The organism is Chitinophaga lutea, from assembly GCF_003813775.1.
GTDB classification, from domain to species: domain Bacteria; phylum Bacteroidota; class Bacteroidia; order Chitinophagales; family Chitinophagaceae; genus Chitinophaga; species Chitinophaga lutea.
In genome coordinates this window covers 1,041,039-1,055,391 of record NZ_RPDH01000002.1, presented here as the reverse complement: position 1 = coordinate 1,055,391, position 14,353 = coordinate 1,041,039, and the positions used below count along the sequence as shown (strand labels likewise).

The following is a 14,353-nucleotide window of genomic DNA, read 5'->3' as shown; positions in this document are numbered from 1 at the left end:
AATATGGCATCTTCAAGAATAGAATGGACTGAAATGACGTGGAATCCTACAACGGGTTGCGATAAGATTTCAGCGGGATGTAAATATTGCTATGCGGAGGTTATGGCCAAAAGACTGCAAGCTATGGGGATTGATAAGTATAAGGATGCATTTAAACTGAGCCTCCATGAAGACGCTATCAATATCCCGTATTCCTGGAAGAGTCCTAAGATAGTTTTCGTTAATTCAATGAGTGACCTTTTTCATAAAGATGTACCATTAGAATTTATAAAGAAAGTTTTCCATGTGATGAATGATAACCCGCAACACGTTTTCCAGGTGCTGACAAAGCGGTCTGATATACTTCTTAAATATAGCAAAGAACTTAAATGGTCGCATAATATATGGATGGGGGTGTCTGTTGAAGATAGCAGGGTTGTTGAGCGGGTAAACGATCTTAGGAAGACCAAAGCCAGAATTAAATTTCTTTCCTGTGAGCCTTTAATTGGTCCAATTCCAAAAATCAATTTGAAAGGTATTGATTGGGTGATTGTCGGCGGAGAAAGTGGGAGAAAGGCCAGACCGATGGATGTTGAATGGGTCCTGGACATACAAGCTCAGTGTGAAAAGGCAGATGTTAAATTCTTTTTCAAACAATGGGGTGGCGTTAATAAGAAGAAATCTGGCAGAGTACTTAATGGGAGAACATATGATGATATGCCGGGTATTGAGTTGGTTGAGGATTTTTAATTTTTAGTATTACTAACTTTTCACCTCATTGAACATCTAAATTCACCCTCATGAAAATTGTCTATTTGGACTGGAATGTGTTCAACAAAATGGAAAAGGTGGGTGAGCAATCTTCCCCTTTAAAAGAACAGTTATCTGAATTAGAAGTATTAATTCAGGACAAGAGGATTGCTGCGGTTTATTCAAATGCTCATATTAGCGACCTGGTTAGAGGGTATCTAAAGAATCCAGGTTACATACCAGACCATTTGAATACTCTTAGACGCCTTACTAATAACTTGTGTATAACACAATATTGGGGAGAATCCAAAACGAGATGGCATTTTAGAGATCCCCAAGAATATTTTGATTCTGCATTAGAAGACAGAGATTCAACTGCCTTATCATTTTCTACATTATTTGAAGGCCTTGATGACCCGCTCATGAGGGCTTATGGGGAGATTCAGAATATTAGTCTAAAACTCAAAAAAATTGATCCTGGCTTTAGGAAAATATACACGAGTAACAAAATTGGATGATATTTTGGGTGAAATTCATTCCGCAGAAAACGACAGACATTCTACATGATCTAATATTGTTAACGACAATTCGGCGTCTTTGCAGTCTCATTTTCTTTTTGACAGGGAAGACGCAGATTAGGTTTTAAGTATTTCGTTGATTTTTAGTGTGTTATGTATAGTGTCTCTTGCGTCCGCAGAAAATGGTAATTTGGGCCGTCAAACCCGATGCTATGAAAAACTGGTTATTTCTTTTCCTCCTGATGCCGGCCACTGTATTTGCTCAAAACGGCAATGGCAAACTACCTATAAACAAAGAAGGGATAGTAGAATATTCCGAGGTTGTTACAACAGACTCAGTCAATGCAGGTACACTTTACTCACGCGCGAGACTTTTCGTCGCGAATGCGTTCAATTCAGCATCTGACGTCACCAAGCTAGAAGATGGAAACACTACCACTATTGTTACGAAAGCGCTCATGCCAAGGAACTTTATCAATCCCTTAAATAAAAGCCACGGCGGCCGGGTCGCGTTCAAATTTACGATCCAATGTAAAGACGGAAGGTATAGATATTCAGTTACTGATTTTGTCCACGAGGACCGTATAAATAGTTCATTTACCGGTGGAGCTCTTGAAAATGACAAACCTGCATGTGGCGGGCTGTACATGCCACGAAAGAGTTGGGAGAAAATAAAAACGGAGACTGCTGCACATGCTGAGCGCTTTATTGCTGAAATGAAAGCAACAATGAAGGGCTCCGCAGGGTTTTCATCCGAGAACTGGTAGCCACACTCATAAGATTTGTTTGAGTTTTGATAAATTATCTGGGTACATTTATGTTCAAGCAAAAATGTATCTTGTCGCTAAATAGTTTCATAGTGAAAAATGCCCTATTTGCATTGCTTCTGGTGTACAGTCTCAATGGCTATTCTCAGGAAAGACATCAAGCCGTTAAATCTTCTACGAGCGGCGGACGTTATGAAATCGTGCAGTCTGAAATTTCATCAATCTATACATTCAGACTTGACAAGTATGTTGGAAAAGTGGAAATCATTGTCACCTTGCCTAATGAACCCAAAACTGTATTTGTAGAAATTCCTGTAAACCATTCGGAGGAAAATAATACTGTGCCCGATAAGATAAACTACCAGCTCTGGCTAGGAGGCGGGACTTTGAGCGATTGTTATCTACTAAATATTCACACTGGAACTACCTGGGAGTTAGTACAAAAGAGTAACAGGAAGTTTTCCTTTGAAGTAATCGAATAGTATCATGCCCTTCGCATGGCAAATAGAACGCTCTAACTTTTACCATGCAGTGTTGATCAGTGTTTAGCTTTCTGCTTTTTAATAGTGCCAGCGGTACGATTTCTAACAGCAATACGTTTCTTACGACCAGTTGCCTTATAGTAGGCAATGATTTCGCTGATAATTCCTCTGTCTTTCTCTGTCAAAGGTTTAGGATCTACCACAAAATCAACCCCCTTCGGTTCTCTAATGTATCCCATGTCGTTATAGTTTGAAACGTCTATTAATAAGTTTGGCTGATGCCTACGGCCAGTTATGGTGTGGTAATTACACAATCAAACCAAAAAAGGCTTCAAAACAAACCTGTTCTGAAGCCTTTCGTATTCCTGTGACCCTGTAGGGACTCGAACCCTAGGCCCGCTGATTAAGAGTCAGCTGCTCTACCAACTGAGCTACAGAGTCATGGTAGCAACGAATCTACCAAATATTTTCAAAAAAATCGATTTCATCCTTAAAGTCCCAGTTACTTGCGTCAAATGCTGCAGCTTCGGCTTGTTTTTACCTCTGCCGTCCAGCAGAAGAACGCACTTCCCCGATGATTACCCGTCAGCAGAAGGCTTCACTACCCCGAATCACCCACCTTCCCCGAAAATTACCTACTTTCAGGCCAATAAAACACCTCATGTCCTCCATAGACCGCGCCAAAATGCCGAAAGGCACCTCCGTCATCCTCGATGCCCGCAGCCTCGAAAACAGCTACGCCACCATCATTCCCAGCATCAAACCCGGCATGCGCATCCTCGACGTAGGTTGCGGCACGGGCGCCATCACCGCGGGACTCGCCAAGGCCACAGGCCCCACCGGAACGGCGGTAGGCATCGACAGCAGCGACCACCTCATCGCAAAAGGACAATCGGACCATGCGGACATCACCAACCTGCAGCTCCTCCGGGCCGACCTGTTCCAGTACGAACCGGTGGAAAAATTCGATCTCATCGTATCGGCCCGCGTGCTGCAATGGCTCGGCAATCCCTACGAGGCGTTATTGAAATTCAAAAGCCTGCTGGCGCCGGGCGGAAAGGTGTCCGTGCTGGATTACAACCACGTAGCCCTGGAATGGCAGCCGTCACCACCGCAGAGCATGCGGCAATTCTACCAGGCTTTTCTCCAATGGCGCGCCGATGCGGGCATGGACAATGAAATCGCCCTCCACCTGCCGGAGCTCTTCCGCAAAGCAGGCTTCCGGGATGTGGTGAGCCTGCCGGCTGATGAGGTGTATACAAGGGGCGCGGAGAACTTCACAGCCAAGGTGCGCATCTGGTCGGTGGTAGCGGAATCGCGGGGGCAACAGATGGTGGAAAGCGGGTATGTAACAGAGGAGGAGCGCCTCACCGCCATCGACGAATACGATGCGTGGATAGCGGCCTCAGCGCAGCAGATGATTATGAAACTGACGGATGTGCAGGGTGTTCTCTGAGAACGACTTGTTACAATGTGAAAATTCCCAGCTTAACTGCTCCTGCCGGCCGGAACTTCGGGAGTGCCTCAAAGCGGCCTTTAACCTAAAATATCTTATCCCGGAATACTTCAGCACGAAATAACCGGAACACTCCACCATAAAAGAAACTACCACATACTAAAAGAACCTGAAATCACTCCAACATAAAAGAAACCTCCACATACCAAAAGGACCGGCAATAGGCGCCGGTCCTTTTTTGTTTTATCACACCTGTGCACTACACTCAATGAGAATTGGCTGCCGCTGTTTCATCCCACACTTCTTTGCCGGGTATGCGGTTGCCGAAAATAGCGGTGCCGATGCGCACCAGGGTGGCGCCTTCTTCGATCGCCATTTCCATATCGCCGCTCATGCCCATCGATAAACCCAGTTCACCGATACCCTCAATCCCTTCGCGCATGATTTTGTTGCGCACCAGGCGCAGCTGGCGTAAGGAAGGCCGCCGCCATTCGGGGTCGGCGTCCAGCAGGCCGATGGTCATCAGGCCCTTTAGGCGCAGCGACCGGAAGGGGCGCAGGGCTTTGATAAAATCGACGGCTTCGGCGGGCGCGATGCCGAATTTGCTGTCTTCGGCGGAGGTGTTCACCTGCACGTAGATGTCAAGCCCGCGGCCTTCGGCCTGCAAACGCCGGTCGAGCTGCTCGGCGATGCTGATGCGGTCTACGGACTGGATGCAGCCGGCGTATTTCAATACATCTTTTACCTTGTTGCTTTGCAGGTGGCCGATGAAATGGCGCTCGATGTCCAGCCCTTGCAGGGCGGCATCTTTGTCCCGCAGCTCCTGTACCTTGTTTTCCCCGATGAGCCTTGCGCCGGCGGCAATGGCGGCGCGGATGTTTTCGGGGGGCACGGTTTTGGTGGCCAGGAGCAGCTGCACTTCATCCGGCCGGCGCCCGCATCGGATGCAGGCGCGCCGGATCTTTTCCTGTATATGTATAGTTTGCTGCCTGATGGCTTCCGTTAATTCCATGTCAAAAAATAATCACTGAAGGTCAGCCACATAGAGGATAATCTGTTCATCCGTTTTTTACTGAAAATGGAAATTCTGGCCCATCCGGGCTATCGCAAGAACCGGGTTGGCGGTTCCCTTCTATCGCAGTTACTTTGCCGGGTTATGTATCATCACATCGAACTGGGCAACAATAATGAAAACCGCCACCGGAAGCTGTCTTCGCTGATCCGCGCCGGCGCTGTGACACTGGGCGGGTATAAAAAAGGCGGGATTTACGGCCTGCTGCACTGCCGTTCGGGCAAACGCATGAAGGTGGAGAACCGGGTGTTCTTTACGGACGAAAACGAAGCCCTGGCCCATGGCTACCGCCCCTGCGGCGCCTGCCTCCCGGAAAAATACCGGCAGTGGAAGGCAAGCAAGAAACGGGTTGAACGCGGGCATTGATCAACATAATTTTGTGGTATAAAATATTCATCACATGAAAACGAACGAAGCAACTTTACAACCGGCCGCCATGCTCCGCCGCATCCGCAACACGGTGCCGGATGCAGCTTTCAGCAGCGGGGTGGTGATCGAAAAAATGCGGCGGGAAGAAGAAGCGGGCCTGGCCATTCACTGCAGCACGCACAAAACGGCGCTGGGTGAAATACTGCTGGCCTCCACGTCCAAAGGCATCTGTTATGCGGGGTTTACCGACAATAATAGCGATATTGCCATAGCCGACCTGCGCCGCCGTTATCCGAAAGCGGTGCTCGACCGGCATACGGACGCATTCCAGCGCGAAGCGGTGCAATGGTTCAACAACCCCGGCACGCCGGGATTGCCGCTGCACCTGCACGTAAAAGGCACGGCGTTCCAATGGTCCGTCTGGGAGAAACTGCTGCACATCCCGCCCGGCGGGCTCACTACTTACAGCGCCCTCGGCGGCGGCTCAAAGATGGCCAGGGCGGCGGGCACAGCGGTAGGGGACAATCCTGTGGGTTACCTCATTCCCTGCCACCGCGCGGTACGCAGTAACGGGCAGTTTGAAGGGTACTTCTGGGGACCGGCGCGCAAACAGCAGCTGCTCTCCATGGAAGCAACACCGCAAGAAGCGGGTTTCCCGGCAAAACAGGCTGCGTTAATTTTGTAGTGCGTTAAAATCAGGCATCATGGAAACACAACAGGAACTGGATTATAAACGGATCGCATCGGCCATCGGCTTCTTTAAGGAAAACTTTAAAGCGCAGCCGCGGCTGGAAGAAGTGGCGGAGCACGTGCACCTGAGCCCTTTCCATTTTCAGCGGATGTTCCAGCAATGGGCCGGCGTTACGCCGAAGCAGTTTTTGCAATACCTCAGCGTGGAACATGCGAAGGAAATCCTCAAGAACACGGGCGCCTCGCTCTTCGATACGGCCTTTGAAACGGGCCTGTCGGGCACGGGCCGGCTGTACGACCTGTTCATCAAGATAGAGGGCATGACGCCGGGCGAATACAAAAACGGCGGCGCGTCGCTGCACATCAATTACTCTTTTGCCGATACGCCGTTCGGTGCGGTGATCGTGGCTTCCACGGATAAGGGCATCTGCCACATGGCGTTTGCGGACGAAGGGGAGGAGCCGGCTTTCGCACAGCTGAAGGCGGTGTTCCCGAATGCGCAGTATCACCAGCGGGTGGACATGATACAGCAGAACGCGCTGTTCGTATTCAGCCAGGACTGGAGCCGCCTCGACGAGATCAAGCTGCACCTCAAGGGCACGGATTTCCAGATCAAGGTATGGGACACGCTGCTGAAAGTACCGCCGGGCGGTCTCACCACGTATGCGGACCTCGCCCGCCGCGCGGGCCACGAAGGGGCCTTCCGCGCCGCCGGCACGGCCGTGGGCAACAACCCCGTCGCCTTTCTCATTCCCTGCCACCGCGTGATCAAAGCCAACGGCGAAATCGGCGAATACCACTGGGGCAGCATCCGGAAAAACGCCATCATCGGCTGGGAAGCAGCCCGGCAGCAAAAAGACAATGCATGAAAACGATCAAAGAAAGAATAACGGAACAGAATTGGCCGGAGATCAACAAAGCGCTGCACGACAACGGCTTTGCAATCATCAGGAAAATCCTCTACAAACACGAGTGCGAACAGCTGATCGCGGAATACGACGCGGACGACACCTACCGCAAAACCATCAACATGGAACGGTACCGCTTCGGCAGCGGGGAGTACAAATATTTCCGTTACCCCTTGCCGCATATCATCACCAGCCTCCGCGAAAACGTGTACCAGCACATTGCGCCGGTGGCCAACCAGTGGATGCAGGAACTGGGTATCGACACGCGCTTTCCGCCCACCCACGCGGCCATGAAACAGTTGTGCGAGGAAAAAGGACAAACCAAACCCACCGTGCTGATCCTCAAATACGGGGAAGGCGGTTTCAATACCCTGCACCAGGACCTCTACGGGGAAGTGTTTTTCCCCATGCAGATGGTGTTCATGCTCAACGAACCGGACGAAGACTTTACGGGCGGCGAGTTCGTGATCACGGAACAGATCCCCCGCGCGCAATCGAAAGCCAATGTGCTGAAACCCGCGCTGGGCGACATGGTGATCTTCACCACCAACTTCCGGGCGGCCAAAGGCAGCCGGGGATACTACCGGGTGAACATGAAACACGGCGTCAGCCCGCTGCACAGCGGCCGGCGCCACAGCATGGGCATAATTTTTCATGACGGATTAAGTTGATAACTTGCAGCCAAAGCAGGATACAATGGCAAAAAAGATCGCACTGGTGACCTACCAGGTACAGGAGAAATATTCGGCCGGCGTGAACGATAATGAAGACACGCAGCTGCAGGCATGGTTACAGGACAAAGGGCTGGCCGTGGAAATGGTGGTGTGGAACAACCCCGCCGCGGAATGGACGGCCTTCGACGCGGCCATCCTGAAATCGCCCTGGGATTACCACGAGCAGCCGGATGCATTTTATGCCTGGCTGCGGGCGATGGAACAACAGGGCGTGCGGGTGCTGAACAGTCCCGACCGCGTGATCTGGAACAGCAACAAAAAATACCTCGTTGAAATAGCCGGCAGCGGCCTGCCCGTGATACCCACGGTATTATTGCCGCGGGGCAGCCGCCCCGACCTGGCGGCGTTATACACGCAATGGAACACGGACAAGATCGTGGTGAAACCCTGCGTCAGCGCCGGCGCTAAAAACACGCTGCTGCTGCCGCAGGATGAAGTAACGGCCCGGCAAGCGGAAGTGTACGCCCTGATCGCAGAAGAAGACTATCTCGCGCAGCCTTACCTGCCCGAAGTGGAACAGGGCGAATGGTCTTTCCTGTTTTTCGGCGGGCAGTTCAGTCACAGTTTGCTGAAGGTGCCGAAGGACGGGGATTTCCGGGTACAGCACTATCACGGCGGTACCTTCCGGACGGCGGCATCCACCGCGGCGTTTGAAGAAAAAGCGGCGGAATACGTGCGCCGTTTCGGGGCGGATACGCTGTACGCCCGCGTGGACGGCCTCATCCGCGACGACGAGTTTTACCTGATGGAACTGGAGCTGATCGAGCCGTATCTCTATCTCAGCACCGCCCCGCAGGGATTCGAGAATTACTACAAAGCCTTACGGCATTTCCTGCAATGATAGACCTCTTTACGCCCTACGGCAGCAACCTGCTGCCGTACGACGGCGAAGTGAATTATTACGGTCCGCTGCTCAGCAATCCGGACGTTTACCTGAAGGCGCTGCTGGAAAAGATCCCCTGGCAGCACGACCAGGTGTTCGTGAACGGCGCACTGCGCAACACCAAACGCAAGGTGGCCTGGTACGGCAACGAACGCTACCGCTACACCTATTCCGGCGTAACGCGCGAGGCGCAACCCTGGACGGCGGAACTGCTCGAACTGAAAACACTGGTGGGAGAAAAACTGGGCACGGCCTTCAACTCCTGCCTGCTGAACCTGTACAGCGACGGGTCGGAAGGGATGTCGTGGCACAGCGACGACGAGGCCGCGCTGGGGAAAAACACCACCATCGCCTCGCTCAGCCTGGGCGCCGAAAGGAAATTCATGCTCAAACATAAAACCACGAAAGAAACCAGGGGCATCGTACTGCAGCATGGCAGCCTGCTGGTGATGCGTGGTGAAACGCAAACGCACTGGCTGCACAGTGTGCCTCCTTCCGCCGTTATCCTGAAACCCAGGGTCAACCTCACGTTCCGGACCATCGTGGAATAACCGGCGTGGGGTTTCCCCGCTTAATTCAGTTGTTTGTTAACGTTGGCCTTCTTTTCCTCCGCTTTTACCGTGGCGTTTTTCAGCCGGCTGAACTGTTCGAAGATCATTTTCCAGTCCTGGCCGAATGCGACAGGCAGCATTTTCCCGTCCGGCGAGATGATATACTTGGAAGGATAACCGCGGACCTTGAAGGTTTTTTCCACGGTTTGGTCGGACATGGCGACGGGGAAGACGTATTTTTCCGCCGTCATCAGCTTGTCCACTTTCTCCGGCGTATCGCCGCAGGCAATCGACACAAAAGCCTCTTCCGCGCTGTTTTGCACCCTTTGCGCGAATTTGTTGATCTCCGGCAGTTCCCTGCGGCAGGGCTGGCACCAGGTGCCCCAGAAATCGATCAGCACCCATTTCCCTTTCAGGTCGGACAGTTTGTAAGTGCCGCCTTTATACCCGGTGAGCGTGAAATCGGGCGCATCCTGCCAGCTGCGGGTGAGCGTGTTGTTGACGAAGTCTTTGAAGTCGACGTCGGGTAAATGCTCCGCGAAAGATTTTTGTACCGCCGGCAACAGGATAGGGTCTGCGTTGATTTCCTGGGCCAGCACTTTCATCGCTTCCTTGGAAGCGCCGGCCTTCAGCAGGGCCGACGCGTATTCTTCGCGGTAGCTGCTTTGCGATTGCAGCAGCACCTGGTCGTAGAAACTGTCGTGTGTTTGCTCAACGGCGGTGCGGGGCGACACGGCGGCTGCTTTGGCGAGCAGGGCCATGGCCTTCCGTTTATCGGTGGCTTGCAGGGCTTCGGACTGGAGGCGGTAGCCGTACGCCAGCATGTTCTTGTCGGTGAAGCGTTTACGGTTCAGACTATCCGCCGCGCTTTTTTCGAGGGCTGTTATGGTTTCCTGTAAAACGCCGGATGCTTCGGCCGTCATGCCTTTTTGCAGCAGCGCCTTGTACAGCATCAGCCCGTACCGGCCGGCATTGCCGCTTGCCCGTTCCGCCGGCGACAGCGCCCGGAACTGTGAAACGATCGCGCGCAGTGAATCCGGTGACACGGCCTGTTCGGCAAGGTAGGTGAGGTACATCGGGCGGGCGGCGTTACGGACGGCGGTATCCGGGTGGGCGCTCAGGCGGCCTACGATCGAGGCGGACCTTTCGACCCGTGCCTTTGCTTCCCTGCGTTGTTTCTCCAGCTCGGCGGGCGGGATTTCCTCGTCCCCGAACCTTTTTTTCATCCACGCGAGGGTGGCTGAATCAAGTTTTACAAAGAGGCCCTGGGCCATGCTGTGCTGCATCCATTCTTCGTACGAATCCAGCCGGGCCGCGGCCAGGTAGCCGGCCAGCACAACGGCGTCGTCTGCGTTTGTTTCCCGTTCATCCTGCAACCGGTTATGGAGGTGGATGGCGTCGCCTTTCAACGCCTCCAGCGGCGCATCCTGCAACGCTTTATTGTAAACATTGTAATCGCGCTTCGACAGGGCCTGCTGCACCAGGTGCAGTTTTTTGAGGGCGTATCCTTTCTGCGTGCCTAACAGCGGATCTGTTTTCTGCAGCAGGGCGGCGACTTTGGCACTGTCGTATTCAATGCCCACGGCATCTTTGAGAGCCTCGCTCCAGTGCGATGTTTTTACCAGCCATTCCACCTGTTCGGGCGTAACGGCCGGGTAGGCGGGCGGGGCATCCAGCAATTCCAGGTGCATCGTGTCTGTGATCCGGAAAGGAATGGTTTTACCTTCCGTCACATAGGTGCCGGTGGCGCCGTAAATGATTTTTGCATCAACGATATGGCCGGACTTTTCATCCAGCCTGTAAACGTTATCATATTGCGACCTGACGTCGCCGGGTTCTGCTTTGGCCGGGTTCTTGACGGCGCTGATGACGCGGATGCCGTTTGCCGGTGGCCGCGAGGTATACAGCAACAGGGAGTCTTCGCTTTGCCATCCCGTAGCGCCGGCCGGCGCCTGGAAAAACGCGGCGCGCATTTCCCGGAAGAGGTAAACCGTCTGGTTGCCGGCCATGGTTTTAATGTGCTCCGGTTTCACGCCGAGCGCCAGTGCCCGCTCCGTCAGCAGTTTTTCAAAGCCGGGCTGGGGGATCATCGGTTTCGAAGGGTCGTACAGTAATTCAACCGGCTGTTGCAATAACAGCAGGTTGAGCAGCACCTCGGTGTCCGGCACGCTGGTTTCCAGGATGCTGGCCGTATTGATGGCCTGTGTGCCCGCTTTCAGCTCGTAGGTGAGGCGGGTAGCCGTTATGCGCAGCTTGCCGCCTTCCAGTTTCTCCAGCACCCTGAATTGCACGATGGAAGAGGCCGCCGTTTTGCGGAACTGGTCGGCGGAACTGGTCACTTTATAGTTGAGCGCCGGGCCCTTTTGCTGGCTAAAGGCGGCGGCAGCGAGGCAAAGCACGGGCAGGGTCAGCAGAATTTGTTTAAGTTTCATGGTACACGATTAGGTTGACTGGTGGTTAACTGAAGAATTGGCTATGCTACGGTTCCGTGCGGGACTTCAGTGCCCTAATGTAATAAAAACTTCCGGTCGGTCATAGCGGGTACAGGCCGGTTTCGTCATATGCAGGGGCAACCCCGCGTTCCGGGCCGTTATGGAATAACCGGAAGGTGGGGTTGCGCCCCCTGTTAATTCATCCGCTTGTTGACGCCGGCATTTTTATCTGCGGGTTTGACCGCCGTGTTTTGCAGGTTACTGAATTGTTCGAATATACTTTTCCAGTCCTGTGAAAAAGCAACGGGCAGCATCTTGCCATCCGGTGAAATGATGAATTTCGTGGGGTATCCTGTTACGTTGAATGCCAGCTGCACTTTATTGTCCGACATGGCCACGGGGAACGTATATCCTTCCCCGGTGAGCAGCCTGTTTACTTTTTCCGGGGTGTCGAAGCAGGCAATGGACAGAAAGGCCTCGTTCGGGCTGTTTTGGAGGCTTTTGGCAACCTGGTCGATCTGCGGCAGTTCTTTGCGGCAGGGGTTGCACCAGGTGCCCCAGAAGTCGAGCAGCACCCATTTTCCCCGGAAGTCGGAGAGTTTGTAGGTGCCGCCGTTATAGCCGGCGAGCGTAAAATCAGGCGCCTCTTTCCAGGAACGGGTGAGCGTGTTGGTGATGAAGTCCTTGAAATCCAGGTTGGGTAAATATTTCGCGAACGATTGCTGTACCATCGGCAGAATACCCGGCTCGGCGTTGATTTCCTGCGCCAGCACCTTCATGGCTTCCTTTGTATCGCCTTCTTTCACGAGGGCGGCCGCAAATTCCTCGCGGTAGCTTTCTTTCGATTTCAGCATGACCCGGTCGTAAAAACTGTCGTTCGTCAATTCCGTGGAGGAGCGCGGTGAAATGGCGGAGGCTTTGGACAGGTAGGTCATGGCGAGCCGTTTGTCGGTCGGTTTCAGCGCTTCGTATTGCAGGTAATAGGCGTAAGCGAGCATGTTCTGATCGGTGAAGCGCCTTTTGCTCAGGGTGTCCGTGGCGCCTTTTTCAAGCGCTGCAATGGCCTCCTTCAGGATAATGTCCGCATCGGCCCGCTGTCCTTTTTCTTCGAGCGTTTTATACAACATCAGCGCGTACCGGCCGGCATTGCCCGATTTCTTTTCTATGGGGGAAAGCGACCGGAATTGCTGCGCGATGGCATGCAGGGAATCCGGGTGGCCCTGCAATTCCGCCTGGTGGCTGAGATACATGGGGCGGGAGGCGTTTCGCACAACAGGATGGCCGCTTTGGGTAGCCCGGCCAATGAGCGTGGATGCCTGTCCCGCCTGTATGCTCACCTGATGCCGCAACGCCGCAATTTTTTCCTCGCTTTCGCCGGCGGCCTTCCAGGATGCTGTTGCTTCGGCAAGCATGGCGCTGTCGTATTTTACAAAAAGCCCCTGCGCCAGGCTATACTGCAACCAGTCTTCCGCGGATTTCGGACGGGCTTCGGCGAGGTATTCCAGCAGTTGCATGGCGCTATCAGTATTCTCATACCATACATTCTGCAACTTGTTATGCAGGTGGGAGGCACTGCCTTGCATGGCCTCGTTGGGAGTGTTCCGCAACACTGCTGCGTAATCATCGTAGTGCTTCCTCATCAGGATGCCCTGCACCAGGTCGAGCCTGTTCGCGATATAACCCTTTTCCCCGCTGAAAAGCGGATCCATTTTCTGCAGAAAGGCGATCACTTTCAGGGAGTCGTAATCAAACCCTTTTGCATCATTCAGCGCATAGCTCCACCGGGAGGTTTTTATCAGCCACTCTACGTGTTCCGGCGTAACGGCGGGATAGTTGACCGGGGTATCGAGCAGTTCCATGCGCATGGTGTCCGCATAACGAAAGGGGGCGTTGTTGCCGCCCTGGGAATTGCCGCTGGCCCGGTAGGTTAAATAGGCCTCCAGCAATTTGCCGCCCGCCGCATCCCATTTATATGTATTGTTGCTGACGTGCCGGATATTGCCCGGGCCTTGTTTGGCCGGGTTCCTGGTGGCGCTGAAGAGACGGATGCCGTTCGCTCCGCCGGTAGCGGAATACAGCAATGTCGAATCCGCGCTTTGCCAGCTGGATGCGTTGGCGGGCGCCTGCAAAAAAGCGGCGTGCATTTCCCTGGAAAGGTAGGCGGGAAGATTACCCGCCAGTGTCTTGACAATCTCCGGTTTCAGGCTATACTCCGCAGCCTTTTGCTCCAGCAGTTTTTCGAGCGCCGGTTGCGGCAGAAATGTACGGGCGGGATCGAAGATCAGTTCTACAGGCTGTTGCAATAAAAGCAGGTTGAAGAGGATCTCCGTGTCTGTGATCCCTGTTTCCATGAGGCTGGCGGTATTCGGCGGCTGAAGGCTTTTCAGTTGCCGGCAGTTCAGCCGGGTGGCCTCCATACGGAGTTTTCCCTCCGGCAACTTTTCCAGTATCCTGAACCGGCAAATGGACGTAAACGCCGATTTGCCAATCTGGTCTTTGATGTAATCGACCTTGTAGGTTAAAACAGGCACGGGTTGTTGACCGGAAGCGGCGGCGGCCAAACAAAGCGCCGGGAGGGCGAGTAGCAACTTCTTTACGTTCATGGGTATGCGTATTAGGGTGAATGGCGGTTAACTGAAGCATGCTTTCCTGCGGGTTCTGTATGGGTACTTCAGCTGGAATTGATCACCCTAATGTAATCAAAACTTTTAACGGGGTATTACGCCGCCGTAGCCCCGGCAGCGAGTTTAGCATTATTTTAA

15 protein-coding genes and 1 tRNA gene are annotated in these 14,353 nt (G+C 53.2%); 11 read left to right on the top strand and 5 right to left on the bottom strand.

The features are described from left to right. Positions 1-3: 3 nt before the first annotated feature. From EGT74_RS16485 to EGT74_RS16470, 4 genes are all read left to right on the top strand, one after another. Positions 4-729 (top strand): DUF5131 family protein, encoded by a 726-nt coding sequence (locus EGT74_RS16485; RefSeq protein WP_123847676.1) that lies wholly within the window; start codon positions 4-6, stop codon positions 727-729. 50 nt (positions 730-779) lie between these two features. Continuing rightward, positions 780-1,247 carry a hypothetical protein gene (locus EGT74_RS16480; protein ID WP_123847675.1) on the top strand — a complete coding sequence of 156 codons (468 nt, stop codon included), beginning with the start codon at positions 780-782 and terminating at the stop codon, positions 1,245-1,247. A gap of 212 nt (positions 1,248-1,459) precedes the next feature. Further along, positions 1,460-2,014, top strand: a complete 555-nt coding sequence (locus EGT74_RS16475) for a DUF4468 domain-containing protein (RefSeq protein WP_158618187.1) — start codon at positions 1,460-1,462, stop codon at positions 2,012-2,014. Positions 2,015-2,064: 50 nt separating this feature from the next. After that, positions 2,065-2,496: a hypothetical protein gene (locus EGT74_RS16470; RefSeq protein WP_123847673.1), complete on the top strand. Its 432-nt coding sequence runs from the start codon at positions 2,065-2,067 to the stop codon at positions 2,494-2,496. Between the two features lie 56 nt (positions 2,497-2,552). On the opposite strand, the gene EGT74_RS16465 is transcribed toward EGT74_RS16470, so the two are convergent. Together EGT74_RS16465 and EGT74_RS16460 are read right to left on the bottom strand one after the other, a co-directional pair. Further along, a complete protein-coding gene (locus EGT74_RS16465; protein WP_123847672.1) occupies positions 2,553-2,735 on the bottom strand; it encodes a hypothetical protein in 183 nt (60 codons plus the stop codon). A gap of 129 nt (positions 2,736-2,864) precedes the next feature. Then, positions 2,865-2,937: transfer RNA gene (locus tag EGT74_RS16460), tRNA-Lys, on the bottom strand. A 220-nt stretch (positions 2,938-3,157) separates the two neighbouring features. Here EGT74_RS16460 and EGT74_RS16455 point away from each other — a divergent pair. Next, positions 3,158-3,952 carry a methyltransferase domain-containing protein gene (locus tag EGT74_RS16455; RefSeq protein WP_220392892.1) on the top strand — a complete coding sequence of 265 codons (795 nt, stop codon included), beginning with the start codon at positions 3,158-3,160 and terminating at the stop codon, positions 3,950-3,952. Between the two features lie 265 nt (positions 3,953-4,217). Here the strand turns inward: EGT74_RS16455 and EGT74_RS16450 are convergent, their stop codons facing one another. Continuing rightward, positions 4,218-4,964 (bottom strand): YggS family pyridoxal phosphate-dependent enzyme, encoded by a 747-nt coding sequence (locus EGT74_RS16450; RefSeq protein WP_123847671.1) that lies wholly within the window; start codon positions 4,962-4,964, stop codon positions 4,218-4,220. A 144-nt stretch (positions 4,965-5,108) separates the two neighbouring features. Here EGT74_RS16450 and EGT74_RS16445 point away from each other — a divergent pair, with 144 nt between their 5' ends. The 6 genes from EGT74_RS16445 to EGT74_RS16420 are packed head-to-tail and all read left to right on the top strand — an operon-like array spanning position 5,109 to position 9,159. After that, positions 5,109-5,390, top strand: a complete 282-nt coding sequence (locus EGT74_RS16445; protein WP_123847670.1) for an Ada metal-binding domain-containing protein — start codon at positions 5,109-5,111, stop codon at positions 5,388-5,390. A 34-nt stretch (positions 5,391-5,424) separates the two neighbouring features. Beyond that, entirely contained in the window at positions 5,425-6,078 is a 654-nt protein-coding gene (locus EGT74_RS16440; protein ID WP_123847669.1) for a methylated-DNA--[protein]-cysteine S-methyltransferase, read from the top strand. Positions 6,079-6,097: 19 nt separating this feature from the next. Then, the gene (locus tag EGT74_RS16435) at positions 6,098-6,952 is read left to right on the top strand and encodes a methylated-DNA--[protein]-cysteine S-methyltransferase (RefSeq protein ID WP_123847668.1); all 855 of its coding nucleotides are present in this window, start codon (positions 6,098-6,100) and stop codon (positions 6,950-6,952) included. Next, positions 6,949-7,662, top strand: coding sequence for a 2OG-Fe(II) oxygenase (locus tag EGT74_RS16430; protein ID WP_123847667.1), 714 nt, complete (start codon positions 6,949-6,951; stop codon positions 7,660-7,662). The genes EGT74_RS16435 and EGT74_RS16430 overlap by 4 nt, the downstream gene beginning before the upstream one ends. Positions 7,663-7,687: 25 nt before the next feature. Next, positions 7,688-8,566 (top strand): ATP-grasp domain-containing protein, encoded by an 879-nt coding sequence (locus EGT74_RS16425; protein ID WP_123847666.1) that lies wholly within the window; start codon positions 7,688-7,690, stop codon positions 8,564-8,566. Beyond that, positions 8,563-9,159, top strand: a complete 597-nt coding sequence (locus EGT74_RS16420) for an alpha-ketoglutarate-dependent dioxygenase AlkB family protein (protein WP_123847665.1) — start codon at positions 8,563-8,565, stop codon at positions 9,157-9,159. Before EGT74_RS16425 ends, EGT74_RS16420 begins: the two co-directional genes overlap by 4 nt. A 20-nt stretch (positions 9,160-9,179) precedes the next feature. Here the strand turns inward: EGT74_RS16420 and EGT74_RS16415 are convergent, their stop codons facing one another. Next, positions 9,180-11,591: a TlpA family protein disulfide reductase gene (locus tag EGT74_RS16415; RefSeq protein WP_123847664.1), complete on the bottom strand. Its 2,412-nt coding sequence runs from the start codon at positions 11,589-11,591 to the stop codon at positions 9,180-9,182. 194 nt (positions 11,592-11,785) lie between these two features. Continuing rightward, complete coding sequence (locus EGT74_RS16410; RefSeq protein WP_123847663.1) at positions 11,786-14,194, bottom strand: TlpA family protein disulfide reductase; 2,409 nt, start codon at positions 14,192-14,194, stop codon at positions 11,786-11,788. Positions 14,195-14,353: the final 159 nt, after the last annotated feature.